The sequence below is a fragment of the Bradyrhizobium sp. HKCCYLRH1030 genome (assembly GCF_051168395.1).
In the GTDB taxonomy this organism is placed as follows: Bacteria; Pseudomonadota; Alphaproteobacteria; order Rhizobiales; family Xanthobacteraceae; genus Bradyrhizobium.
Window position 1 is genome coordinate 286,067 of sequence record NZ_JBNPUY010000009.1, and the last position, 24,422, is coordinate 310,488.

A 24,422-nucleotide genomic window follows, 5' to 3' on the forward strand; every position below is an offset into this window, starting at 1 on the left:
GCCGGGCCGCTTTCCGCCACCCGGTCCTGCTTTCCAGATCGCCTGTCCCAGCCGACCGGTCCGGTCGGACCGACACCGGGAATATGGGTCAGCGCCCGGTTTGCCGCAAGCGCAGGCCCGGGACGGACCGACGCTCCGGCAGGACCGATTCCCTGCCCCGGCGATGAGGCGCAAGGTTAATCAAACCGGTCGCATTTTACAAAGCCCATTCAGCGGGCATTGACAGGGAACCAGCCCGGTTGCGGGCGCGGCGCCACGCTGCGGGCATTGGCCCGGTGTTTCGCGGTTTCGATTTACCCGTCCTTGACGAAGCCGAACCGAAAACACCTGCAGAAAACCATAATTGGTGAGCGACATGACCGATGTCTCCTTCATTCGACTCTGCCGCCGCGCCGTCCGACGGTTCGCCTGCGACCGCGGTGGCAATATCTCCATGCTGTTCGCCATCGCGCTCGTCCCCATCCTGGCCTTCGTCGGGGCAGGCGTCGACTACAGCCGGCTGAACGCCGCGCGGTCGTCGATGCAGGCGGCGCTCGACTCCACCTCGCTGATGCTGTCGCGCGACCTGGCGCAGGGCACGATCAGCGCAGCCGACATCGGAACCAAGGCAAGCGCCTATTTCAAGGCGCTCTACACCAGCACGGACGCACAGAACGTCACCGTGACGGCCAGCTATACCGCCTCGACCAGCTCGTCGGCCTCCAACATCCAATTGTCGGCCAACGGTCAGATCGTCACCCAGTTCATGAAGATTGCCGGCTTTCCGACCATGGACTTCGGCGCCAAAACGACATCGACCTGGGGCGACGTGAAGATGCGGGTGGCGCTCGCGCTCGACAATACCGGCTCGATGGCATCCAGCGGCAAGATGTCCGCGCTGCAGAACGCCGTGGCCGGCAGCGGCGGGCTGATCGACCAGCTCAGCGCGCTGGCCAAGACCCCGGGCGACGTCTACATCTCGGTCGTTCCATTCGCCAAGGTCGTGAACGTCGGCGCCAGCAATTACGCCAAGGACTGGATCGACTGGACCGACTGGCAGAATCCGCCCACGATCCAGCCTGCCAATGGCTCCTATCAGGCCGCAATCCCGAACGGCAGCTACACGCAATCGCAATGGGACATGGTGGGACCGGGATCCTCCTGTCCGTTCAAGTCCGGCAACGGCTTTCCCTACTTCTCCTGCACCAGCGACCCGGCGACCGGGAGTTCGAGCGCCTCGCGGATACCGACGAGTGGGAGCTACACGGGCTACATCTGCCCGGGCTACGATTCCGCCTCGCACAGCTATTACAACGGCTGCTGGAACAGCGTTCAGACCAGCACGCGGGTGAACTGGTGCACCGGCAGCTATTGCAGTTGCCCGACCAGCGGCAGCAATCTTCCGAACAACACGTGTAGTTGCACGGGAAGCGGATCCAGCACGGTGTGCAAGGTCAACACCTTCACCCACACCTGGGTCGCCAACACCAAGAGCACCTGGACCGGATGCGTCGCCGACCGCACCCAGCCGAACGACGCAAATGCCGTGTCACCGGCGACCTCCGACGTGACGACGCTGTTCCCGGCCAACCAGCACATGGAGAACAACATCCAGTACTGCAGCAGCACGGCCTCCACGAAACTCGCGGAAATCGTGCCGCTCAGCTACAACTGGAGCTCGCTGAAGAGCGCCGTCAACGCCATGCAGCCGACCGGCGGCACCAACCAGGCGATCGGACTTGCCTGGGCCGTGCAGTCGCTGATTCCGAACGGCGTGCTGGGCGCGCCGGCGGAGGACGTCAACACCACCTATAACCGTGTCATCATCCTGCTGTCGGACGGCCTGAACACCGAGGACCGCTGGCCCGAATACGGCAACGGCTCGTCGCAAGCCTCGGGCAACCCGATCGACGCGCGCCAGGCCCTGCTCTGCTCGAACCTGAAGGACACCAAGGATTCGAAGGGCAACGCGATGTACACGATCTACACGATCCAGGTGAACACGAGCTCGCCCGCCGATCCGACCTCGGCCGTGCTGCAGAACTGCGCCAGCAGTCCCGACAAGTTCTACATGCTGACGAGCTCGAGCCAGATCGTGACCACGTTCAACTCGATCGGCACCGCATTGTCGAAGCTGCGGGTCGCCAAATAACAGAAGCGCCGGGCACCGACAGCGCTCCACCTTCAGCCAACAAAAAAGCCCGGCGCAAGCCGGGCTTTGTGCTCCCTGCAGGCGCGAACGGTCAGTGCGCGGCCGGCGGGGTGAACTTGGCGGCGATGCCTTCCAGCGGCTTGAACGCCTGCTTGGCGAGATCCGAATACAGCCCGGCGATCTTCTGCGAATCGGCGACGAAGGTCTCGTAGGCCGACTTGGCGAACTCGGTCTGCACCTCGAGCACCTTATCGAGCGACTTCACGCCCTGGAGCTTCTCGACGAACGACTTGGTGTCCTCGAACGACTTCTTGGTGTAGTCGCCATACGCGGTGGCGATGGCCTGAAGGCCGTTCTGCACGGTGGTCGCGGAGTTCACGACGGTCTCGAACTGCTCTTTGCCGTAGTTCTGAAAGTCTTCAACCTTAAACATGTGGCATTCCTTTCCCTGATTTTGAGCGCCCTCAGGGAAGCCCCGGCTCCCTGACGCATTCATAATATAGTGCAGCGCACAAAAAAACAAGAATCTTGTGCAATGCACCATCCCGGGCATTGCGGTCTCGACGCACCGTCGGACGCCCCAAGCCGGGGCAGTTCGGCAGAAATACCAGCCATCGCCGCAAGGTTTCTTTAATCCTTTGGCAACTCGACCGTCCTAACCTCTCCGGTGGTCCCGGCCAGCGTCGGCCGAACCGTAAAGCTGTTCTAAAACAGCGTCTTAACAAAACCTCAGTTCGAGGCCTTCGATGCTTGGCAGCGTCACGGCGCGATCGGGAGGTCCGACAGGCACGGTTACGGGGGCGTTCGGCACAATTTCGCCTTACGAGCCGGTGATCACGTCAGAAATTGGACGGGGATTTCATGCTTCGCAAAAAAATGGCTTCCTCGCGCCTGTTGCGAGTTGGCGTCTACGGACTGATCACCCTCGCGACGGCAGCAGTGGTCACGGTCGACAGCGCGGAGGCGCGTCGGCGCCATCGGCAGCATCACGCGCGTCACTCCCCCCATAATGACGAGGGCAGCTACAGCCCGGCGTTCGCGTCGATCGTCGTCGACGGCAATTCCGGCGCGACGCTGACGGCGACCAATCCCGACGCCTTGCGGCACCCCGCCTCGCTCACCAAGATCATGACGCTCTATTTGCTGTTCGAGCGGCTCGATTCCGGCAAGATGAAGCTCGATACCGAGATGCCGGTGTCCGAGCACGCCTCCGAGCAGTCGCCGACCAAGCTCGGCTTGCGCCCCGGCCAGAGCATCCGCGTCGAGGACGCGATCAAGGGCCTCGTGACGCGCTCGGCCAACGACGCCGCCGTGGTCATCGCAGAAGCGATCGGCGGCGACGAGGACGAGTTCGCCAAGATGATGACGCGCAAGGCGCGCTCGCTCGGCATGAGCCGCACCACCTATGTGAACGCCTCCGGCCTCCCGGCCGACGCGCAGATCACGACGGCGCGTGACCAGTCGATCCTCGGCCGCGCGATCCAGGACCGCTTCCCGCGGTACTACCGCTACTTCTCGACGGTGGTGTTCAATTATCGCGGCCAGTCGATCCGCAACCACAATCATCTGCTCGGCAATGTCGAGGGCATCGACGGCATCAAGACCGGCTACACCCGCGCCTCCGGCTTCAACATCGTGACCTCGCTGCGCCGCGGCAACCGCCATCTGATCGGCGTCGTACTCGGCGGCCGCAGCGGCGGCTCGCGTGACGCCATCATGCGCAACCTGCTCGCCGAAAATCTCGACAAGGGCGCGACCCGGCGCACCGTGGCGGCGATCGGCGAGCGCGGCGGCTCCGACAGCGGCGATGCCGATCAGGGCACGATGCAGCTCGCCTCGGCGGCGCCGGAGACGCCGGCCCCGAGCCGCGCCTCCAAGATCATCTCAACCCTCTCGGAAGCCACCGCGGCCCTGCCGCCGGCGGCACCGAGAGAGGCCAAGGTCGAGCCGGCGCCGATGACCTCCGGCGTGATCCAGAGCCAGCCGATGTCGATCGTTCCCGGCTCGACCGAGCCGATGAAGCCGGTCAAGGTCAGGACGGTCCAGGTCAAGGCCGGCGCGGTCAAGCTCGCGACCGCCGCGCCGCAGCCGGCCGCCCCTGCTCCCGCACCCTTCGCTCAGCGTGTCGAGGCCATCGAGCCGGCGTCGCCGATCGCCCGTACCGAGGCCGCCCGTCCCGACATGCCGCCGCAGCCGCCGGGCCATGGCACCGGCAACGGCATTCTCGGCGTGCTGCCCGCCTCCAGCCTGCCGGCAGGCTCGTCGCAGGCCATGGCCTATGCGGCGCCTCCGGCCCAGCCGGCGCCGACGCAGATCGCCTCCGCGAGCGCTGCGCCGGAGCTTCCGAGCAAGCCTTCCGTCACGCGCAGCGGCTGGATCATCCAGGTGGGAGCGCTGGACAACGAGGCCGAGGCCCAGAAGCGGATCGAGGCGGCCCGCAGCTCGGCACAAGGTCTCCTCAGCAAGGCCGATCCCTTCACCGAGACGGTTGCGAAGGGCGACAAGAAGCTGATCCGCGCCCGCTTCGCCGGGCTCGATCGTGATCAGGCCGAGGCCGTCTGCAAGAAGCTGAAGCGCGCCGACATCTCCTGCATGACCGTGCACAACTAACGCCGGCACTGATCCTGTTCCGATGAGGCCCGCGCGACACAGCGCGGGCCTTTTCGTTTGCGGACCACGCGATCGACGGCGGGACGCACGGGTGCAAACCACTCGTCAAGGATTTCCCGCTAGAACTTTTTCACCATGACGAACGATCGTGCCTGGCAAGGGCGAGAGCCGCCGGCGTCGACAAAGTTGCGTTGAAAGCGGGTTCGGTGTTGTGGCGTTGGTGGCGTTGCCGGAGTTAGCCGTGATGCGTACGAAGCAGAGTATCCTTGGCCTCGTTCACCCGGGCGGCGAGGTACGTCGACCCCCCTTGGTCGGGATGCAGTTTCTTCATGAGCGCGCGGTGGGCACGCCCGATCTCGTCTCGCCCCGCGCCCGGCTGCAGGCCAAGGATCTGATAGGCCTCCTCTTCCGTCATTTTGGAGCTCGACGCCGCGCGGCCCTGCCGCCCTGCCGCATCGCCCTGCGCGTGCTGACGCCAAGCGGGAAACCGGCGGTCCAGATAAGTTTCAAGTAGAGCGACGCTGTCGGCATCGAGGCTCGGCGTCATCGCGGCGAGCTGCGGCAGATCGAACTCGTCCAGCGACCGGCCGGCATGGGCGCCGGCGACAAAGCGGCCCTGCATCTGCCCGCTGTCATGATCGAGCACCATCTCGATGAATTGCGAGCGCACCCGCGAGCTCTGACCCGACGAGCGCTGCCCACCCAGCCCGAACATGCTGCCGACATTGCCGAGACCACCGGGTGACCAGCCGAGCAGCCCCGCCCCGAACAACCCGATCGGGATCGCCACCACCAGCTCGCCGCGGAGGCCGGTGAAGGCTGCCACCGCAAGGCAGCCGATACCGCCGGCAATCTTGATCGCGCGCGCCAGCGCCGCCGGATTCGCGTTCCGGAACATCTGCAGCAACAGATAAAGGGTGATGACGGCGACGGCGCCAGCGATCAGTGTCATGGCCCGAATATAGGGCGTGCCGGGACAAAAAGCATGATCGGCTGCGTCCGCGACCGGCAGGCTCGAGCCGCTGCGCCGGGCTTGACGTTGGCGGCCGCCGAAATCGATCTCTACTTCATCTGCCCGATCAGGCGTGCCGCGCCCGCTTCGGAGCCGGCCAGCCGGAGCAGCGCCGCGCGGCCACCCGCCGCGTAGGCCGCGGCGGCGCGCAGAAGGTCGCGCAACTGCGCGGATGCGCCGGGATCGAAACGGCACCAGGCTCCCCCCGACAGCCGCGCCATCTCGCGAAACGCCTGCTCGGCCGCGGGCTCATGGCCCTCCTGGAACATGAACAGCGGGACCTTCAGCAGCCCGAGCTCGCCGGCCTTTGCGCAGAGCACGTCGACATTCTCCTCCATCGCGTCGCCAACGAACACGACGGCGCGGATTCCGGATGCTGTCGCATGGCGCCGCGCCTCGGCAAGAACCTTGCCGATCTGGGTCTGGCCGCCGCGGCAATCGATCTTGCCCATCAGCCGGGCGAGCTCAGCGCTGTCGGAGATCCAGCCAGTGGCGCGGCATTCATCGAAGCCACGATAGTACACCAACCGGATATCGAGGCTGCCGAGTGCGGCGGCCTCGCGAAACATGTCGGCCTGCAGGGCACAGGCCATGTCCCAGGTTGGCTGGCGGCTCAGGGTCGCATCAAGCGCAAAGACGAGACGACCTCTGGTCCCCTGAGCTGCTGGAGCCACGGCCTTGGCCTGCGCAACGAACGCCGCAATGGCGTCTGCGGTGGAGCGCTCATTGTCGGGCAACCGCTGCTGGCGCGATCCCTCTTCGGCCGAGGTCAACGGGGCAGAACCGGGCTTCGAACGATCATCGACCATGCACGCACCTTGCTCGGACGCGCATCATGTGGGCAGGCGGACGGACGGCTTCAACGACGGCAACGCATCTACCCGCCGTCGTGGCAGGCAACGATCAGGCGAGGCTGGCGCGCGCCCCGGCGGCTTGCGCGCTCAATGCGTCAGCGGCTTGGCCGGCGTCGCGGTCTTGCCAACCGGCGCATAAGGCGCGACGGGACCCGGATCGAGCAACGGAGTGTTGGTCTTGACCGGCCCGATGTCGCTGGTGCTGTCGCTGTCGGCGAGGAACTTGTCCAGCATGGCCTGGATCGACGACTTGGCGTCGTCAGGTCCGGTGTCGCGCATGTCGTTGTGCTGGAAGTCCGTCTTGACGACGGTGATGCCTTCCTTCTCGCAGATGTCGTCGCTCGGGATCACGCCGGGATCGGTCTTGAATTGCGGGTCCTTCGAGCGGAACGACAGGATCTTGAACCTGCCGTCGGTGACGAACGGGACGCGGAGGTTGTCGAGCGTGACGACCTTCCGGACGTCTTCGGGATACTGCTTGGCGAAATACATCGAGATGTCGCCGCCCATCGAATGACCAACCATCGTCAGATGATCATAGTCGGCATTCGGCTGCACCTGGTGCATCTGCTCGACGGCGAACCGGATGTTGGCGACACCGCGCTGGATCTGCGGCAGCCGGCCGACATAGGGCTCGCCGACCTTCGTCACCATCGGCGCATCGGTCGGCAGGTCGTGCTGGATGCTGACCGCCATGTAGCCGCGCGCAGCAAATACGTTGGCCAGGAACGAGTACTCGGTGAACTTGACGGTGTTGCCGTGATTGAGGATCGCCACCGGCAGCTTGATCATGCCGGCTTCGGCCTGCATCTCCTTGTCGCGCCGGACGGCCACGGCGACCTCGACCAGCCGGTTGTCGCGCGAGGCGTCATAGAACCTGATGGTCTCGTGCCGGATAGCCCACTTGCTCGCGGTGAAGTAGCCGACCGCCGCCAGCACGCTGACAGACACAAGAACGGTTATTCCACGCTTCATGTTCGTCCCTCGGGAGCACAATCAAAGGTAGTTTTGAACCTGTAAGACTCTCGCGACCCGTTCTGTTTAATATATGTAACGGCGCTGTGACAGGAAGACCAAATGTTGTGTATCCGTCGCCCGTTCGTTGTGCGCCGCACCTAGTTGCTGTGCAGCATAGCTGGGTTCCGCCGCCCGTCTCTTGCGACTTGAGCCCTGAACGTCAGGTTCAAATCAGTCATGAATTTGACGGTAATCTAGCGAAATTGGCGGCTGCGGCGTTGACCTGAGACAAATCTTCCTCTGTCCGCCCCCAAACAGGCCGAACGCGCCGTTACCCGCCACCGCTGTCCGCAGATTGTTTAACCAAGCCGGGCGCACGTTCAACGCGCACAATGTCTCAGGCGAGGTCTCACCCGAATGCGGACGGTATTCAGGCGCTGATGATGTCGTGCAGGTCGAGTGGCTTGTCGACCTGGGCGAACCATTCGGCGCGGTTCGCGGCGCGGCGGCGGCCGCGCTCGTCCAGCGGCAGCTTGAGCTGGCGCAGCAGGCTGGTGACCTCCTCCCGGGCCGTGACGTGGCCGAGATTGGGGCGGGTGCCCAGGGTCGCCTCGTCGATGTCGTCGAGCGCGGTCAGTCCGCGCGGGAAGAACTCACGGTAGACGACGCGTTCGGCAAAGCCGTCGATGGCGCGAAAGCCGAGCCGCAGCGACAGGTCCTTGAGGCCGTCGGCGACCAGTTGCTTGTTGCGGGAGCCGAGCATCGACAGCCGGTTGCGGACCACGATCCAGTCGGTCATCGCACCGTCCACCTGGCGGCGCTTGCGCCGGACGTCACGCACCATCTCCGCATAGTGGCTCTCGCCGGTCACAGCATAGGTCGCGGGATCGACCGTTCCCAGCACGTCGAAGTCGAGGAAGCTGTCGTTGATCGGCGTGACCAGCGTATCCGCCATCGAATGCGCCAGGCGCATCAGGTAGCTGTCGTTGCCGGGCGTATCGATGACGATGAAATCGAACGAGCGTTCGACGGCGCTCACGGCCTCCATGAACTGCTGGAACTCGGTGTTCTCGTTCTCGTCGATCTGCAACGTCCGGCCGAGCTGGATGCAGTAGTGCGTCGGCAGTTCGAGGCGCAGGCCGGTGCGGCGCGCCCAGGCGCTCCGGTTGTTGATGTAATGGGTGAAGCTCTGCTGGCGGCAATCGAGATCGATCGTGGCGACACGCTGGCCGGCCTTCAGGAGTGCCACGGCAATGTGCAGGGCGGTGGTCGACTTGCCCGACCCGCCCTTCTCGTTTCCAAGCACAACCACGTGGGCCGAGCCCGATTGTCCTTGGCTAGTTTGCACCAGCATGTTGTCGACCTCTTACGATCATCTTCGAGTCACGGTCGTCTGCGGTCAAGTGAAATGCATCGTCATCGTGAATCCCACGGGGGACGCATCCTCCGCTACTACTTGACGCGCGCGTTTACCAACTCCGCATCGGACGCGGAGACGTGCTAACAGGCGTATTCAAGTATGCTGAGCGGCGTGTCGCGTTCTTGTTAAGGGCAGTCGCCCGAGCGTCAAGGCCGAACAGTGCAACCGCAATTTTTCGCTGTGAGATCGAGCAAAAATGTCACGAAGCCCGCGCGTCGCCCGCACCGTTTCCGCCCTCCGCCGCGAGCTCGACAGCTTGCGCGCGAGAAAAGCCAGCATCGCGCTCGTGCCGACCATGGGCGCGCTGCATGAAGGGCACATCTCGCTGGTCCGGCTGGCGAAGCGCCGCGCCGACAAGGTGGTCGTCTCGATCTTCGTCAACCCGACTCAGTTCGCGCCGACGGAGGATTTCGGGTCCTACCCCCGGACCTGGAAGGAGGATGTTGCGAAACTCGCGGCCGAGCGCGTCGATCTGATCTGGCATCCCGACGCGAAGGCGATGTATCCGGACGGCTTCGCGACGCGGATCGTGCCGGAAGGCGCGGCATTGGCCGGGCTGGAGGATCGCTTCCGTCCGCATTTCTTCGGCGGGGTCGCGACCGTGGTCGCCAAGCTGTTCACGCAATGTCGGCCGGACGTCGCGATCTTCGGCGAGAAGGACTATCAGCAGCTCCGCGTCGTCGCCCAGATGGCGCGCGACCTCGATCTCGGCGTCCGTGTCGTCGGGTCCCGTACGGTGCGCGAACGCGACGGACTCGCGATGTCGTCGCGCAATGTCTACCTCACGGCAGACGAGCGGCGGGCGGCGCCGACGCTGCACCGTGTCCTGAAGGAGCTGGCGGCCCGGCTGCGCGCCGGCGACGACATGCAGGCGGCCATTGGGGATGGCGCCGCCGCGATCACCGAAGCCGGCTTTGCCTTGGACTATCTCGAGGTCCGCCACGCCGAGACGCTGGCGCCCATCGCCCCGAACGAGTCAGGACCGAAACGCATCCTGGTCGCGGCCAAGATCGGAACCACGCGACTGATCGACAATATCGCCGCGTGAGCCGCCGGGAGACCAGCCGTCCGCCAACACCGTGAGCGCGCCCTCGCCCGCAAGGCAGAGGCAAGGACAACTGACGCCGCGTCGAGCGTACGCCCGGCCCTTGCGAGCGAGGCTGACTTCCGCCTCGCGTGAGGCTCATCGAAGTCCTACAGCAGGCCGAGATCGCGCAGCTCGCGGCGCAGCGGCTCGGGCATGGCTTCGACGCCCGCCGCACTGGACTTGCCGAGATCGGCCGGCGCATCCTCGGCCGTCAGATAGCGCCAGCCCTGGAACGGACGCATCGGCCGCGGCGACACCGCGATCACCTTCGGCTGCATGATGATGCGGCACCGCCCGATGCCGTCGCCGTCGCGGAACGGCTCGATGCCGACGATCTTCTCGCGCGCGGCGACCTCACCGCGAATCACCCAATACAGCGAGCCGCCGGCGAGGATGTCCTCGACCCGTTTCGGCGTCATCCGCGTGACATGGACGTGCTGCTGCGGCAGGCCCTTCTTCTTGGCCGCGAGCATGCGCTCGGCGATCCACTCCTTCAGCTCTTTCACGGACTCGCAGCCGACGGCGAGCTTGATCAGGTGCAGAGGCATGATGGCGGTTCGACCAGCGGGATCTATTCGTTGTTGGCGGCCGGCTCGGCGGCCTCAGGCGCCGCTTGAGGCGCCGCAGCGGCCGGCTTCGGCTTCGGCGCGGCCTTCTTGGCCGCCGGCGGCGCCTGGGCGTGGCTGGCAGCTACGGTCGGTGGGGCTGCGGGCGGCGTAAGCTGCGTCGGCGGTTTCGGCGCGGCGGCTGCCGGGGCGACCGAGCGCGTCGAGGCCGTCGGCTCGGGATTCATGATGCTGACCGGCGGGGTGTTCGCCGAGCTGGGAAATTCGGCGGTCGTCGGCTTGCCGTTCGGCGCCGACGGCGCCAGCCCTGGAGGCGCCAATCCCGCAAAGGTCCCAGCGGCCGGTTGGCCCGGCGCCGCATTCCACTGCGAGGCATAGCGCGTCACCAGCCCCTCATAGGTCCGCCCTTCCATGTTGTTCATCAGTTGCTGGCGATCGCCCACGGCACGGAACATCACGCAATCGCTCGGCGTACAGCGGTCGCGTGTCAGCAGCACATAGGCCATCAGGCCATAACGATCGCGCTCGACGGCGCGGCGCAGCGCCAGCAGCTCCGCGGTCATCACCTTGTTGGCGCTGGCGACGTCGCCCACCTGGGACAGCCGGCTCAGCATGCCCGCCGCATAACTGACGGCGGCGGCCGTCATCTCGGCCGATCCGAACAGGCTCTTCTCGCAATTCGCGAGCACCAGATCGCCGGCGAGATCATCCACGCAGGCCAGGGCGGGTGGCGAGAGGCCGACGGAGGCGGTCACCGCGGGATCGCCATTGGCGCCACGCGGGGTCGCATCCTGGCTCCGCATCATCGACGCGACCGCAATCCCGACCGCCAGCAGCGTGATCACCGTCAGCGCGCCGTTGGCGACCGATTTCTCGGCCCTGAGCAGCGTCATCAGCACGACCAGTGCAAAGAAACCCGCCGCGGCAACGGTGAGCCACATCGGGAACGCCGGTGAGTTCAAGAGCTGATCCAACGAGGAAGGCCAGGTCGAGTTCATGCGCGCTTGTTCCTGACGCGGGCCAGCGAAAACGGCCCCGATGGCGTCCCTACATGGGACGGCCGTGAAACGATCATCAAATTCAAATGATCACCCGATCGATTGCGGCCCCACCAAGACAATAAGACGATTCCATACGCCTGCGGGCGCCGGATGGTGTGAAGCTACCCGCTATCCCCAAAAGGGATCGCGCAGCAATCGTCATCGTCTCGCGCCACGGCTCCCGAACGCGTGGCAACTCCCCCTCTCGCTTCGGCCATGTCTCCGGCGGCCGCGTCCGCCGACGCGGCACGTCATCTTCAAGACAAGGCCAATTGGCTCTCTCTGGCAACCCGCTCAAAGGCTTCCGTCGAGCTTTTGATTCGATACTGGCAGTCGTCGTCTTCCGTCGGAAGCTGGCGGATGATCTCGTAGGTGCCGGTGGCGGCCGGACGCGAGACGTTGCTCGCGGTGAAATAGACGGTCGCCCCAATGGGGAACTTGTGTTTCAACGCCCTCTCCTGCTCGCATGCCGGCAAGAGCCCCTGGTCCCGCTGCCCGGGCCGGCGTGTCTTTATAAATATCGCGCTTATATCACGCCGCCGCCCGCCCTGACCAGCGACCTCACGACATGGCAAACGCGGAGATTGCGAGAGTCTTCAACGGGATGGGCCCGCAAACGGTATTCTTGGACGAGCGGCTCGGGGGGCGCTCGTCCAACACGGACCAAATCGCGAACGGACGAGGCCGCTCAGATGTTCTCGACCCGCTCGATGACCCAGTCCTCCGCCAGGCCGTCCTTCACCCAGGCCGCGAAGGCCGGCATCGCCATCATCATGTCCATGTAGGCGCGGGTTTCGGCGGCGACCGGAATGGCGAAACTGTGGAAGCGCGTGACCACCGGCGCGAACATGGCGTCGGCGGCGCCGAAGCGGCCGAACAGGAACGGCCCGCCATGGCCGTAGCGGGCACGGCAGTCGCGCCAGATGTCCTCGATCCGGGCGATGTTGGCCTTGGCATCGGCAGACAGCTCCACCGGCCGCACCGGCCGGTGCAGGTTCATCGGGCATTCGTTGCGCAAGGCCGGAAAGCCGGAGTGCATCTCCGCGCAGACGGATCGGGCATGGGCGCGGGCAGCGGCATCGGCGGGCCACAGCCCCGCCTGCGGGAAGCGCTCGGCGAGATATTCGATGATCGCGAGCGAATCCCACACACTGATCGCGCCATCGATCAGGATCGGCACCTTGCCGGCCGGGGAATGCTCAAGGATGCGTGCCTTGTCGGCGGGATCGGCGGTGTAGAGCGGGATCACGATCTCATCGAAGGCGATGTCGCAGCCGCGCAGCGCCAGCCACGGCCGCATCGACCATGAGGAATAGTTCTTGTTGCCGATCACCAGCTTCAGCGTCATGTCGCACCGTCTCCGTGTTGGGCGTGGACGGCCCGCGCAGCCGCGCCGTCGACGCTCATGCTATGGGCGACGCATACAGGATGATCGGCCGTTGCGTCGACACACAAGCGCTACGCCTAGACCACGCGCCCGCCCCCGTGCCGTCGCCGGCCGCAGGGTAGATCAGCGGGCGAAATCCTGCGGCGTGAACGACATCTCGATCACCTTCCACTCGTTGTAGCGATCGGGAGGCAACATCGCGTAGGGCTGGCAGGCATTCAACGCCTGGACCGCGCTCTCCTTGAGCTGGATCGCCTTGGAGGCTGCGACGACCTCTATCACCTCCGGCTCCGTCGCCAGCCGTCCATCCGGTGTCATGCCGAAGCGCAGCCTGATGAGCACGTTGTCCGACAGCGACAGCGACGCCGGCAGCCGCGCGCAGCTCCTGACCTTCTGCCGCAGGGCCGCTTCCAGATTGGCGGCGAGGTTCGTCGTCGCGGTCGGCCCGGCGTCCTTGCCGTCCTCCGGGCCGCCGGGACGCGGCAACGGTGACAGCGGCTCGGGTAGACCGAGCATGACCCCATACTTCACCGTGAGATCCGGTTCGGGAGGCACATAGGTCGGCGCAGGTGCCGGCACGGGCGGCGGCGCCGGCTTGACGGCGGATTTGCTCTCCGCCTTTGCGGCCGTCTTCACCGCCTTGGGCGATGCAGCCTGCGCCGGCTGTTTCGCCGCCGGCGTGGCCGGCATCGGAGGATTGGGGGTCTCCCTGGCGTCCTGCGGGGGACTGGGCGGTGGCGGTGCGGCGGCCGCGGGCAAGGCGCTCGGGTCCGGCTGCGGCAGCACCAGATCCGGCGTCGGGGATGGCGATGGCGTGGCGACCGGCTCGGGCGTCTTCTGCGGCTCGTCAGCGTCGACGATGTTGACCTCGATCTCGTCGCTCTTGGGCAGCTCGTAAGGCCGGACCGAGGTCGAGACCACGACCCCACCGGCGATCAGGAGATGCGCGAGCACGGACGCGGCGATGCCCCAACGGATGAACTGCCAACGTTCCATGCTGCTTCACTACGCCCGCGCATGAGCGAAGGCGCGGGCGCGCCATCGCTCTGATCATCGGCAGGGAACGCGGCAGCCGCCGTCGTGCGGCCCGCCGGCCGCTCCCCGTCATGTCAGGCTGTAGCACAAATGCGCGGGCGCTGCCCTCAATCCCATTTCGGCGCAAAGGCGAAGTTGGTCATCCGTCCTTCGGGGCTGCCCATCGCGAAGATGTCGGCCATGTCCTGCTCCGAGAGCTCGAAATCGAACACGTCGAGGTTCTCGGACAGCCGTTCGACCTTGGACGTCCGCGGGATCGCCACGACGTTCTGCTGCACCAGCCAGCGCAAGCAGATCTGCGCCGGGCTCTTGCCATGGGCGCGGCCGATCCGCGTCAAGGTCGGATCGTTCTTGATCTTGCCCTTGGCGATCGGGCTGTAGGCGACGAGCGCGATGCCATGGCGCGCGCAGGCCTCGCGGACCTTGGTCTGATCGAGATAGGGATGATACTCGACCTGATTGCACACCAGCGGCTCCGGCGATGCCGCCAACGCCTCGTCGAGCAGACCGACCGTGAAATTGGACACGCCGATATGGCGTGCGAGCCCGAGCGTCTTGGCATGGGCCAGCGCGCCGAGCGTCTCGGTCAGCGGCACGTGCGGATTGGGCCAGTGCAGCAGCAACAGGTCGACCTCGGAGACGCGCAGCCGGACCAGGCTCTCCTTGGCCGAGCGCTCGAGATCGTGCGGCGCAAAATGCGTGGTCCACACCTTGGTCGTCAGGAACACCTCGTTGCGCCGGACGCGGGACGCACGCAGGCCCTCGCCGACCTCGTGCTCGTTCTCATAGACCTGCGCGGTGTCGATGTGCCGGTAGCCGAGAGTGAGCGCCTGCTCGACGATGCGGCTGCAGGCGCGGCCACGCAGCTCCCAGGTTCCGAGACCCAAGGCGGGAATCCTGGCACCATTGGCCTCGATCATCAGCATGGCCGTGCACTCCAGCGCGCGTGCAACATTATGTAGGCACACGCTGGGCGTTGCCAACGCACGGCCCGTGGTGGGCTTAAGTCTTGGCTAAAGCCGCGAACACCGTCTCGGGCGCGTGCGCGATGACGGTGAGCAGCGCGCGCGCCGGGCCGCGCGGCATGCGCTTGCCCTGCTCCCAATTGCGGATGGTCTCGACGGGCACACCGAGCTTGGCGGCGAATTCCTGTTGGGTCAGATGCACCCGCCGCCTGAGATCACGCACTTCGAGCGGAGCCGCGGGCGCCAGCGGAATCTCCTCCCCGTCGCGCAGCTCCACGATCCGTCCATCTGCCTTCAGCCGCAAGCGTTGCATCGTCCGACTCCGTGTCGAGCGACAGTCTCGCCGAACCACGTTAAGGCCGGATTAACGATATAAGTCGTTCAGGCGCCGGGGTTATTTCAGGCCGAACCAGAGCGTGGCGATGCCGAGAAACGAGAAGAAACCGACCACATCGGTCACCGTCGTGACGAAGGTTCCGGAGGCGACGGCGGGGTCGGCCCGGACCCGTTCGAGCACCATCGGGATCAGAATGCCGCCCAGCGCACCCGCGACGAGATTCGAGATCATTGCAAGCCCGATCACGATGCCGAGCCCGGGCATCTTGAACCACGCCACGGCGGCGATGCCGGTGACGAGCGCAAAGGCCAGGCCATTTACGAGCCCGACCAGCCCCTCGCGCATCACCACCCGCATCGCATTGTTCGGCCCGAGCTCCCGCGTCGCCAGCGCGCGCACCGCCACCGTCATGGTCTGGGTCGCGGCATTGCCGCCCTGACTGGCGACGATCGGCGCGAGCACGGCGAGCGCCACCATCTGCTGCAACTGGTCCTCGAACAGGCCGAGCACCGATGACGCCAGGAACGCGGTGGCAAGATTGATCAGCAGCCAGTTGAAGCGGCCCTTGGCGATGGTCCAGACGCTGTCGGACAGTTCCTCGTCGCCCGACACGCCGCCGAGCGCCTTGAAATCCTCGTCGGCCTCCTCCTCGATGACGTCGACCACGTCGTCGATGGTGATGACGCCGGCCAGCCGGTTCTCGGCATCGACCACGGGGGCCGCGACCAGATTGTACTTGCCGAACAGCCGCGCCACCTCGGCCAGATCGTCGGTGACGGTGACGCGACGGCGGTCCTCGTCGATCAGATCGGCCAGCGGAACCGGACGGCGGGCGCGCAGCAGCGTATCGAGCGACACCGCACCCTGCCAATGCCGTGCGTCGTCGACCGCATAGATCTCGTAGAACCGCTCGGGCAGATCCCGCGTCTCGCGCATGTAGTCGATGGCCTCGCCGACCGTCCAACCCAGCGGAACCGCGATGAACTCCCTCTGCATGCGGCGGCCGGCCGAGCCCTCGGGATAGTCGAGGCTGCGCGCGAGCGCGTCGCGCTCGGACGGCGGCAGGCGTTCGAGGATCTCCTCCTTGTCCTCCTCGTCGAGGCTTTCCAACAGCTCGACGGCGTCATCGGATTCGAGCTCCCGCACGCCCTCCGCGACGGTCGCGGGCTCGAGCTCCTCGAGGATCTCCTCGCGGACCGCGTCGTCGACCTCGTTCAGCGCGGAGAAGTCGAAATCGGTGCCGGTCAGCTCGACCAGCCGGACACGGTCGTCCGGTGCGAGCGCCGCGATCAGGTCGCCGAGATCGGCCTCGTGCAGCTCGGCGACCTCGGCGCGCAGGAACGCCTCGTCCTCGGCGGCGATGGCCGCCGTGATGGCCGCGATGAATTCGGCGCGAATCTCGCCGGATTCAGTGCGCATCGGCGCGCGATCGCGTAGAGTGGCATCAGCATGGGCAACGTCCGATGTCTCGTTCATGACGTGCCTCACGCGCTTGATTTCAGAGCAAATGGTCTGATTTGTGCTTTCACGCATTACATAATCGGCAACAGCGAGCGCAACGGGAAAAGATGCGGCCTTGGCGATCGATGACGGGATGGGTAAACGCGGCCGGCGTCGTGGCGGCGCTGCTCGCGGCTGACGTCACCGCAGCCGCGCCTGCCGCTTGCCCGCATGAAGGTACGCTCGGCACGTCGCGCGTTCTCACCGTCGACGCCGCGACACATCCGCGCGTCGGACTGAAGAGCTTCCCGGACACGCTGCCGCTGCATGACGGCGAAGTGGTTCTGACCTTCGACGACGGCCCGTCGCCGCCGATGACCGACAAGGTGCTGGCCGCGCTCGCCAGGGAATGCGTGCGCGCGACCTTCTTCCTGGTCGGCGAGCCTGCGTCGCGCCGCGCCGCGTGGGTGCGGAAGATCGCGGCCGAAGGCCACACCATAGGCCATCACAGCTTCACGCATGCGAATCTCGCGCACATCACGCCGGAACAGGCCGTCGATGAGATCGATCGCGGCATCGCCGCCGACGAGAAGGCGCTCAACGGCGCGGAGACGACCACGCCGTCGACGCCATTCTTCCGCTTCCCCTATTTCGAATCGACACCGGCGACGCTCGACCTGCTGCAGTCGCGCGGCATCGTCGTGTTCGGGGCCGATCTCTGGGCCAGCGACTGGAACCCGATGTCACCGCAGCAGACGCTGAAGCTGCTGACCGCCCGGCTGAGCCAGGCGCGCAAGGGCATCATCCTGCTGCACGATCCGCAGCCGCGCACGGTCGCCATGCTGCCCGCGTTCCTGCGCTACCTGAAGAACCACGGCTATCGCGTGGTCCATATGGTTCCGAAGCAGCCGGCGGATGTGCATCACGAGCAGCGTAGCGAGCGCCCTTCACCTGCGCCGACGCCGCCGCACGAAGGTGGTTAATCCGTCGTTCAGGGCCGCTGTCTACGCTCGACGGCCGTGATCGCGGCGATTTCTGCCGCTTGCAATCCGGCAACAGCCGCGCGCAAACCGGAACCCGGAACGATGTCATCTCGCGACAGCCGAACATCCCTGCTATGTCTTGGTGGTCGCTTGCCCCTTCCGCGCGGCTGCGACACATCATCGAGCGTCGAAGACCCTGGCCGAAGGCGTCGGGACGGTGAAGGGAATGTGAGCAGCGTGATGCGTGATCGTCGGTGGGCTTGCGTCGGACGGCCAACATGGCTCGCGGTGCTGTTGGGCACCGTCGCCTGCTTTGCCTCCAGTGTCGGATCATCGGCGGCATCGGCAGCCGATTGCCCCGGGCATCCGAACGCGCTCGGCACGTCGCGCGTCCTGGTGGTCGATCCGCGCGAGCATCCGCGCATCGGCGCGATGCAGTACAAGGAGACGCTGCCGCTGAAAGATCACGAGGTCGTCATCACCTTCGACGACGGCCCGCTGCCGAAATACAGCAATCAGGTGCTGCAGATCCTCGCCGATCAATGCGTCAAGGCGACGTTCTTCACCATCGGCCGCCAGGCCAAGGCCGATCCCGAGGGCGTGAGGAAGCTTGCGGCCGCCGGCCACACCATCGGCACCCACAGCCAGAACCATCCGCTGAGCTTCAACAAGATGACGCTCGACCAGGTCAAGCCCGAGGTCGACCAGGGAATCGCCTGGACGACCGCGGCGCTCACCGATCCGTCGGCGCTGTCGCCATTCTTCCGCGTGCCCGGCCTGCTGCGCGGCGACGCCGTGGAGAGCTACGCCGCCTCGCTCGGCCTGCAGGTCTGGAGCGCCGATTTCCTCGCCGACGACTGGCGCAACATCTCCGGCGCCAAGGTCTATGAGCTCGCGATGAAGCGGCTGGAGGCGCGCGGCAAGGGCATCCTGCTGCTGCACGACATCCATGCGCGCACCGCTACGGCGCTGCCGAAGATCCTCGCCGAGCTCAAGGCCAAGAACTACCGCATCGTCCACGTCGTGGCGGCGACACCGGACCGGCCGGCGACGCCGACCGAGCCTGAGGACTGGCTGGTGCACCGCCCGTCGGACGAGACCCCGGTGGCGCATTGGCCCAAGATCGCGCCCGTCGATCTCGCTGGCGCCGATACGGGGGCCCGCGCCAGGCTGGACGATTTCGGGATTCTCAACGTGCCGGCGGCCGTCGCGCGTGTCGTGCAGAAGCCGGCATGGCCGCGTCCGCCGCTCGCGCCGCGGCTTGCGGCGCCGGCCTTGGCAGCGCCGGCGTCCGATCTGTTCGCATGGCCGCCTGTCGCGCCGCTGTCGGCGCAGCGGCGCCAGCTGGCCCGGCTCGAGAGCCCGGCCCCGAAGGCTGTGGCCGCCAAGCCGGCGCCGCGCCCGGTGCGCCTCGCCAGCCTCAGGCGGCGCTGAACATTCGCAGATGTTGCAGGTGAGGACGCGGGACAATTCGCCTGCGCCGCGCGCGATCAGCTCGAGACCAGCTTGCTGACGCAGAGGATGACGGTGGCCGCCAGGAAGAACAGGTCCATGTAGGACTTCTTCTCGCCGTCCTTGCGCAGCGATCCGACGTCGGACACCACCTGCCTAGAGACCACCTGCCCCACCGGCCCGTCGCCCAGCATGCCGGCCAGACGGCGAACGTCCGACTCCATCTTCTCGATCCGTCCGAAGAAGTGGAAGGTGCGCACCACCGTGACGGCGCGCATGCCGGCATAGATCAGCACCACCAGCGCCAGGACGGCGCGGTTCTGGTACTTCTCGACGTAGTTCAGGCTGAGATAGACGGCCGCGAGAAATACGAAATTCGAGATGAAGCGGTACATGAGGCCCGTGAAGTTCATCTGCTCCCCCACATGATGTTCGGATCACTGGCCGACGACAGAACTCACGAAACGCGTTTCGCCCCCGCGTCCTGGTCCAACCGGCGTCACCCTAGGAGAGCGGGCTTGCGAATTCGTGAAGTGGAAATTTTGCAGCGCCAGAACGGCGCAGAACAGCCACGCTTGGTAAACAAGGGACTGCCCGGCGGGCACCGCTGCAGCCTGCAATTGCAGGACTGCAACGGCGCTCGCAGCTATGCGCCGAATCGCGCCGGTGCGCAGGCGGCGACGTCGACGCTCGGCGCTTCGCCGCTCATCAGCTCGGCGAGGATGCGGCCCGTCGCGGGCCCCAGCGTGAAGCCCTGGTGGCCGTGGCCGAAATGCAGCCACAGGCCCTTGTGACGCGCCGCCTGGCCGACGACCGGCAGCATGTCGGGCATGCACGGCCGCGTGCCGATCCACGGCTCGGGCTCGACCGGCTTGCCGAGATCGATGAGCTGGCGCGCGGCAGCCTCGGCCTTGCCGAGCTGAACCGGGGTCGATTTCGCATTCGGCGATGACAGCTCGGCACCGGTCGTGATGCGTACGCCGAGCGCCATCGGGTTCATCAGATAGCCGCGCGCCGCATCGCGCAGCGGCAAATCGAGCGGCGCGCCGCCGGTGTAGTGACGGTGATAGCCGCGCTTGCGCACCATCGGGATGTCGTAGCCGAACCGCGTCAGGAACTCCGGCGACCATGGCCCGAGCGCGACCACCACGGCCTCGGCCTCGATGCGTCCCTCCGCGGTGGTGACGGCCCAGCCGCTGCCCGCCTGCGCCAGCGTGGTCGCGTCGCCGCGCAGCAGCTTGCCGCCGCGGCGCGTGAACAGCTCGGCATAGGAGGCGACCAGGCTACCGGGATCCGACACGGTCCACGGCTCCTGCCAGTGCAGGCCGCCGATGCCGCTGTCGATCAGCCCGGGCTCGGCCTGCTTGAGCTGCTGGGCGCTGAGCAGCTTGAACTTGACGCCGAACGCCTTGCCGACCGCTTCGGCCTCCCTCGCCTCCTTGTCGAACTGCGCCTGCGTCCGGTGCAGCACGCGAAAGCCGTCGCGGCGCACGAGGTTGCCGGCCCCGGCCGCGAGGATCAGGGGCTCGTGCTCGGGCGCGGCGCGCGCGATCAGTTGCGCATAGGTGCGCGTCAGCACCTCGTGGCGCGCGGGGAACGAATTCCACCAGTATTGCAGCAGCGGTCGCACATGATAGGGCAGCGCCGCGAGGCTGTAGTGCACGTCGTTGGTGCGCGCGAGCGCGATGTCGAGCACGCCGGCGATATCATAGGGCATCGCGTAGGGCCTGACGGCCTCGCTCTGGATGATGCCGGCATTGCCGTAGCTGGTCTCGCGGCCCGGCTCCCTGCGGTCGACCAGCGCCACTGACCAGCCACGGCTCTGCAGGTGCAGCGCCGTGCCGACGCCGACCATGCCGCCACCGAGAACGATCGCGCTTTGCATCGTCATCACTCCTGCTTAGGTCCGCGCCGCCGCGACGACGGTGACCTCGATCTTCACATCCGCGATCATCTGCGCCTGCACCGTGGTGCGGACCGGCATCGGGTCCTTGAAGTGCCTGCGATAGGCCTCGTTGTAGGCGGCGAAATCCGCCTTGTCGGCGAGGTGCACCATGCAGGACACGATATCGTCGAGCGTCAGCCCCTCGCCGGCCAGCGTTTCCGCGATGTGCTTGAAGACGAGGTCGGTCTGCGCCGCGATGCCCTCGGGGATGCTGCCGTCATCGGCGACCGGAATCTCGCCGGACAGGAACACCAGGCCGCCGGCGCGGCGCACCAGCGAGAACGGCCATGAGGGGGCGTCGGACATCGTTAGTCGCTCCAAGATGTAGTGATCATGAGTGCCGCCTCAATCCCACGCCAAGAAGCCGGGCGTCTGCGCCAGCGGCGGCAGCGACGCGAGCCTTTCGAGATCGGGCCGGGGACGGCGCAGCTCGGCATCGTCGGCGAACGCGGCCTCCAGCGCCGCGGCAACGCCGAGCACCAGCGCGTCGCCGCCGCGGGGACCGACGATCTGCAGGCCGAACGGCAGGCCGTTGTCGTCGAGGCCGAGCGGCAGGCTCAGCGCGGGATGTCCGGCGAGGGTCACCGCGTAGGCGAGCGCCAACCAGTGGAAGTACGACCGCGTCGGCACGCCGTCGATCTCCGCCGGATACAGCTCCGCCCACGGCCGCGGGCTCAAGGTGATGGTCGGGCTGATCAGCACGTCGTGGCGTGCGAAGAAGCCCTGATAGGCGCGATAGATGCGGGTCTGGTTGGCGCTCGCACGCGAAAAATCCTCGAGGCTGTAGCCGAGCCCCTCCTCGACATTGGCGCGCACGTTCGGCCCGAGCATGTCGGGCCGCTCGCGAAAATTCTTGCCGTGCTGGGTGAGGAACAGCGAGGCGCGCAGCACCGCAAAGGTCTCGTCGGCGCCGCTGCAATCCGGCGCGCCCTCCTGCGCGTCGGCAAACAGCGGCGCGATGCGCGACACCCGCGCGCGGAAGGCGCGGCGGATCAGTTGTTCGGTCGGCGCAAAGCCGAAATCCTCGGTGAAGGCGAGCCTGAGCTTGTTGAGTTCGACCGCCGGCGGCACGGCCCAGCGCGCAGGCGCGCCGCGCACGGCCTCGCCCGGCAGGGTGTAGGCGAGCGGATCGCGCGCATCGTCGCTCGCCATCACCGACAGCATCAGCGCGGTGTCGGCGACATCGCGCGCCATCGGCCCGTCGGTCGACAGGCACGACCAGCCATGGGCGCGCTTCTCGCTGGCGACGAGGCCGTAGGAGGGGCGCATGCCGACGATGCCGGAGAAGCCGGCCGGATTGCGCAAGCTGCCGCCGGTGTCTGACCCCGAGGCGAGCGGGGCCATGCCACAGGCGAGCGCGACCGCCGAGCCGCCGGAGGAGCCGGCGGCCGAGCGCGCGGGATCGAACGGGTTGCCGGTGGCGCCGAACACGGGATTGCGGGTGTTGCCGCCCGCCGCCCATTCCGGCGTGTTGGTCTTGCCGAAGATGATTGCGCCGGCGGCGCGCAGCCGGCCCACCGAGGCCTGGTCGACGGCCGGCACGTTGTCGGCCAGGATCGGGCTGCCATAGGTGGAGCGCATCCCGGCGGTGTCCTGGGTATCCTTGATCAGCACCGGCAGGCCGTGCAGCGCCCCCCGGTCCTCGCCCCTCACGATCTCGGCCTCGGCGACCTCGGCCGCCGCGCGGGCGGCCGGCTCGTCCAGGGTCACCACCGCGTTGACGGCCGGGTTCACCGCCGCAATCCGCTCCAGGCACGAGTCGAGCAGCGCGACCGGCGATATTGCCTTTGTTTTCAGCAGCTTGACCAGCTCGACGGCCGTCTTGTCGCAAATCGATTCCACGGGGCTTCTCTTTTCCGTTTCGGAAAACTATTTAGCATATAGGAAATCGAATGCACGACCCGAAAACGCATTGTTCCACCGCTGTCCACGCATGACCTTCGGACATTGGAGCACCCGATTGAATTTCCTGCTCTATGGGCCGAGATTGTCCGGGCTGCTCGGCTCTCGACACGCCTGATCCGCTAACGGATTTTCCGGAGATCGCTTTGACAGACACCGCCATCAGCGCGCCGACCGAAGGCCCCCACTCCCAGCTCGGCCAGTGCCTGAAGGCGGCCCGGCAGGCGCGCGGCCTGACCCTGAAGCAGGTCGCCGAAAAGACCGGCATGGCGCTGTCGACCTTGTCCAAGGTCGAGAACGGCCTGATGTCGCTGACCTATGACAAGCTGCTGCAGCTCACCTCGGGCCTGCAGATGGACATTGCCGAACTGTTCAGCCCGGCTTCGCCGCGTCCCGAGGCGGGTCGCCCGGTGACCGCCCGCCGCAGCGTCAGCCGCGCCGGCCAGGGCCAGATCGTCAACACCAGGTTCTACACCTACACCTATCAATGCACCGACCTGATCGGCAAGCGCATGGTGCCGATGATCGCCGAGGTGCGCGCCCGCACGCTCGAGGAGTTCGGCCCCCTGCTCCGCCACAGCGGCGAGGAGTATTTCCTCGTCACCCGCGGCACCATCGCCGTGCACACCGAATTCTACGCCCCGGAGATCCTGCACGAGGGCGACGGCATGTATCTCGACAGCACCATGGGCCACGCCTACCTCAACGCCGGCGATGCCGACTCCGCGCAGGGTGTGTGTCTCTGTACGAGTGAGCAGGCCGATCTGTTCGAGCAGCTGCACCGGATTGCGAAGAAGGATGCGGTGGAGTGAGGTGAAGCCTCCGGCGTAACCCAGCGCACTCGCTGGGGCCCACAACTGAAAGTGCCCTCAGCAGCAGAGCGACTTCCGCAAGCTCACGACAGACGGCTGATGCTTCTCCACTCCCACCGAGCAGCGGAGGTGCGAAAGACCACAGCTACTAAGCCTGTCGGCACCGGCTCGTTCGCGGGACCTGTCATTGGGTCCAAACGATCGCGAGTGGCTCACGAGCCTGCCAGAAACCGTTCGCACCACAACCGGTGCGCCGATCTCTTTCCACAAGCGACTGATGCGCGCCTTGTCAGCGCCCGGCTCGACATCGACCCGCACGTAGAACGCGCCCGTCTCGTCTCTCGATATACCGACGGACTCGACCTCCGAAGCGCTGCAATCATCCGATGGACGACTGTCTCAAGCCCAAGTCCCGACCCGACGGGCGACTCGGCCCTTGCCTCCCCACGCCCTGGGCCCCCAATCATGGGCCAAGGTCGATGCGCGG

At 66.4% G+C, this 24,422-nt stretch carries 23 protein-coding genes; 6 read left to right on the plus strand and 17 right to left on the minus strand.

Features of this window, described 5'->3' with window-relative positions:
* Positions 1 to 355 precede the first annotated feature (355 nt).
* Positions 356 to 2,131: a pilus assembly protein TadG-related protein gene (locus tag ACQR1E_RS25800; protein ID WP_434897723.1), complete on the plus strand. Its 1,776-nt coding sequence runs from the start codon at positions 356 to 358 to the stop codon at positions 2,129 to 2,131.
* Positions 2,132 to 2,222: 91 nt separating this feature from the next.
* Here ACQR1E_RS25800 and ACQR1E_RS25805 read toward each other — a convergent pair whose 3' ends face one another.
* Entirely contained in the window at positions 2,223 to 2,564 is a 342-nt protein-coding gene (locus ACQR1E_RS25805; RefSeq protein ID WP_315718372.1) for a phasin family protein, read from the minus strand.
* Positions 2,565 to 2,992: 428 nt separating this feature from the next.
* Here ACQR1E_RS25805 and ACQR1E_RS25810 point away from each other — a divergent pair, with 428 nt between their 5' ends.
* Entirely contained in the window at positions 2,993 to 4,741 is a 1,749-nt protein-coding gene (locus tag ACQR1E_RS25810) for a serine hydrolase (RefSeq protein WP_434897724.1), read from the plus strand.
* A gap of 235 nt (positions 4,742 to 4,976) precedes the next feature.
* On the opposite strand, the gene ACQR1E_RS25815 is transcribed toward ACQR1E_RS25810, so the two are convergent.
* The 4 genes from ACQR1E_RS25815 to ACQR1E_RS25830 all read right to left on the minus strand — a co-directional run bounded on the left by ACQR1E_RS25815 (position 4,977) and on the right by ACQR1E_RS25830 (position 8,918).
* A complete protein-coding gene (locus ACQR1E_RS25815; protein WP_434897725.1) occupies positions 4,977 to 5,693 on the minus strand; it encodes a DnaJ domain-containing protein in 717 nt (238 codons plus the stop codon).
* A 110-nt stretch (positions 5,694 to 5,803) separates the two neighbouring features.
* Positions 5,804 to 6,562, minus strand: a complete 759-nt coding sequence (locus ACQR1E_RS25820; RefSeq protein ID WP_316188510.1) for a VWA domain-containing protein — start codon at positions 6,560 to 6,562, stop codon at positions 5,804 to 5,806.
* 132 nt (positions 6,563 to 6,694) lie between these two features.
* Positions 6,695 to 7,582 carry an alpha/beta fold hydrolase gene (locus ACQR1E_RS25825; RefSeq protein ID WP_316175136.1) on the minus strand — a complete coding sequence of 296 codons (888 nt, stop codon included), beginning with the start codon at positions 7,580 to 7,582 and terminating at the stop codon, positions 6,695 to 6,697.
* A gap of 412 nt (positions 7,583 to 7,994) precedes the next feature.
* A complete protein-coding gene (locus tag ACQR1E_RS25830) occupies positions 7,995 to 8,918 on the minus strand; it encodes a division plane positioning ATPase MipZ (protein WP_315718368.1) in 924 nt (307 codons plus the stop codon).
* Positions 8,919 to 9,180: 262 nt separating this feature from the next.
* Here ACQR1E_RS25830 and panC point away from each other — a divergent pair, with 262 nt between their 5' ends.
* On the plus strand, positions 9,181 to 10,032 hold the full coding sequence (gene panC, locus ACQR1E_RS25835) for a pantoate--beta-alanine ligase (RefSeq protein WP_315753003.1): 852 nt from the start codon (positions 9,181 to 9,183) through the stop codon (positions 10,030 to 10,032).
* A 146-nt stretch (positions 10,033 to 10,178) separates the two neighbouring features.
* Here the strand turns inward: panC and ACQR1E_RS25840 are convergent, their stop codons facing one another.
* The 8 genes from ACQR1E_RS25840 to mgtE form a co-directional block, all read right to left on the minus strand.
* Positions 10,179 to 10,619 (minus strand): DUF1489 family protein, encoded by a 441-nt coding sequence (locus ACQR1E_RS25840; protein ID WP_316171451.1) that lies wholly within the window; start codon positions 10,617 to 10,619, stop codon positions 10,179 to 10,181.
* 23 nt (positions 10,620 to 10,642) lie between these two features.
* Positions 10,643 to 11,635, minus strand: a complete 993-nt coding sequence (locus ACQR1E_RS25845) for a hypothetical protein (protein WP_434897726.1) — start codon at positions 11,633 to 11,635, stop codon at positions 10,643 to 10,645.
* A 299-nt stretch (positions 11,636 to 11,934) separates the two neighbouring features.
* Positions 11,935 to 12,126, minus strand: coding sequence for a hypothetical protein (locus ACQR1E_RS25850; protein WP_315718364.1), 192 nt, complete (start codon positions 12,124 to 12,126; stop codon positions 11,935 to 11,937).
* 239 nt (positions 12,127 to 12,365) lie between these two features.
* Positions 12,366 to 13,025, minus strand: coding sequence for a glutathione S-transferase family protein (locus ACQR1E_RS25855; protein ID WP_316171452.1), 660 nt, complete (start codon positions 13,023 to 13,025; stop codon positions 12,366 to 12,368).
* A gap of 162 nt (positions 13,026 to 13,187) precedes the next feature.
* Positions 13,188 to 14,060, minus strand: coding sequence for a hypothetical protein (locus tag ACQR1E_RS25860; RefSeq protein WP_434897727.1), 873 nt, complete (start codon positions 14,058 to 14,060; stop codon positions 13,188 to 13,190).
* A gap of 146 nt (positions 14,061 to 14,206) precedes the next feature.
* Positions 14,207 to 15,025 carry an aldo/keto reductase gene (locus ACQR1E_RS25865; RefSeq protein ID WP_434897728.1) on the minus strand — a complete coding sequence of 273 codons (819 nt, stop codon included), beginning with the start codon at positions 15,023 to 15,025 and terminating at the stop codon, positions 14,207 to 14,209.
* Positions 15,026 to 15,101: 76 nt separating this feature from the next.
* Complete coding sequence (locus ACQR1E_RS25870; RefSeq protein ID WP_315718360.1) at positions 15,102 to 15,377, minus strand: helix-turn-helix domain-containing protein; 276 nt, start codon at positions 15,375 to 15,377, stop codon at positions 15,102 to 15,104.
* Positions 15,378 to 15,458: 81 nt separating this feature from the next.
* Positions 15,459 to 16,877 carry a magnesium transporter gene (gene mgtE / locus ACQR1E_RS25875; RefSeq protein WP_316187315.1) on the minus strand — a complete coding sequence of 473 codons (1,419 nt, stop codon included), beginning with the start codon at positions 16,875 to 16,877 and terminating at the stop codon, positions 15,459 to 15,461.
* Positions 16,878 to 16,987: 110 nt separating this feature from the next.
* On the opposite strand from mgtE, the gene ACQR1E_RS25880 reads away from it, so the two are divergent.
* On the plus strand, positions 16,988 to 17,824 hold the full coding sequence (locus ACQR1E_RS25880) for a polysaccharide deacetylase family protein (RefSeq protein WP_434897729.1): 837 nt from the start codon (positions 16,988 to 16,990) through the stop codon (positions 17,822 to 17,824).
* A gap of 240 nt (positions 17,825 to 18,064) precedes the next feature.
* Complete coding sequence (locus ACQR1E_RS25885) at positions 18,065 to 19,258, plus strand: polysaccharide deacetylase family protein (protein ID WP_315718357.1); 1,194 nt, start codon at positions 18,065 to 18,067, stop codon at positions 19,256 to 19,258.
* Between the two features lie 56 nt (positions 19,259 to 19,314).
* On the opposite strand, the gene ACQR1E_RS25890 is transcribed toward ACQR1E_RS25885, so the two are convergent.
* The 4 genes from ACQR1E_RS25890 to ACQR1E_RS25905 all read right to left on the minus strand — a co-directional run bounded on the left by ACQR1E_RS25890 (position 19,315) and on the right by ACQR1E_RS25905 (position 23,063).
* Complete coding sequence (locus ACQR1E_RS25890; protein WP_315718356.1) at positions 19,315 to 19,689, minus strand: hypothetical protein; 375 nt, start codon at positions 19,687 to 19,689, stop codon at positions 19,315 to 19,317.
* Between the two features lie 233 nt (positions 19,690 to 19,922).
* Positions 19,923 to 21,161, minus strand: a complete 1,239-nt coding sequence (locus ACQR1E_RS25895; protein WP_316175130.1) for an NAD(P)/FAD-dependent oxidoreductase — start codon at positions 21,159 to 21,161, stop codon at positions 19,923 to 19,925.
* A 15-nt stretch (positions 21,162 to 21,176) separates the two neighbouring features.
* Entirely contained in the window at positions 21,177 to 21,527 is a 351-nt protein-coding gene (locus tag ACQR1E_RS25900) for a RidA family protein (protein WP_315753009.1), read from the minus strand.
* A 39-nt stretch (positions 21,528 to 21,566) separates the two neighbouring features.
* Complete coding sequence (locus ACQR1E_RS25905) at positions 21,567 to 23,063, minus strand: amidase (RefSeq protein ID WP_316175128.1); 1,497 nt, start codon at positions 23,061 to 23,063, stop codon at positions 21,567 to 21,569.
* 206 nt (positions 23,064 to 23,269) lie between these two features.
* On the opposite strand from ACQR1E_RS25905, the gene ACQR1E_RS25910 reads away from it, so the two are divergent.
* Positions 23,270 to 23,935 carry a helix-turn-helix domain-containing protein gene (locus ACQR1E_RS25910; protein ID WP_434897730.1) on the plus strand — a complete coding sequence of 222 codons (666 nt, stop codon included), beginning with the start codon at positions 23,270 to 23,272 and terminating at the stop codon, positions 23,933 to 23,935.
* Positions 23,936 to 24,422 lie beyond the last annotated feature (487 nt).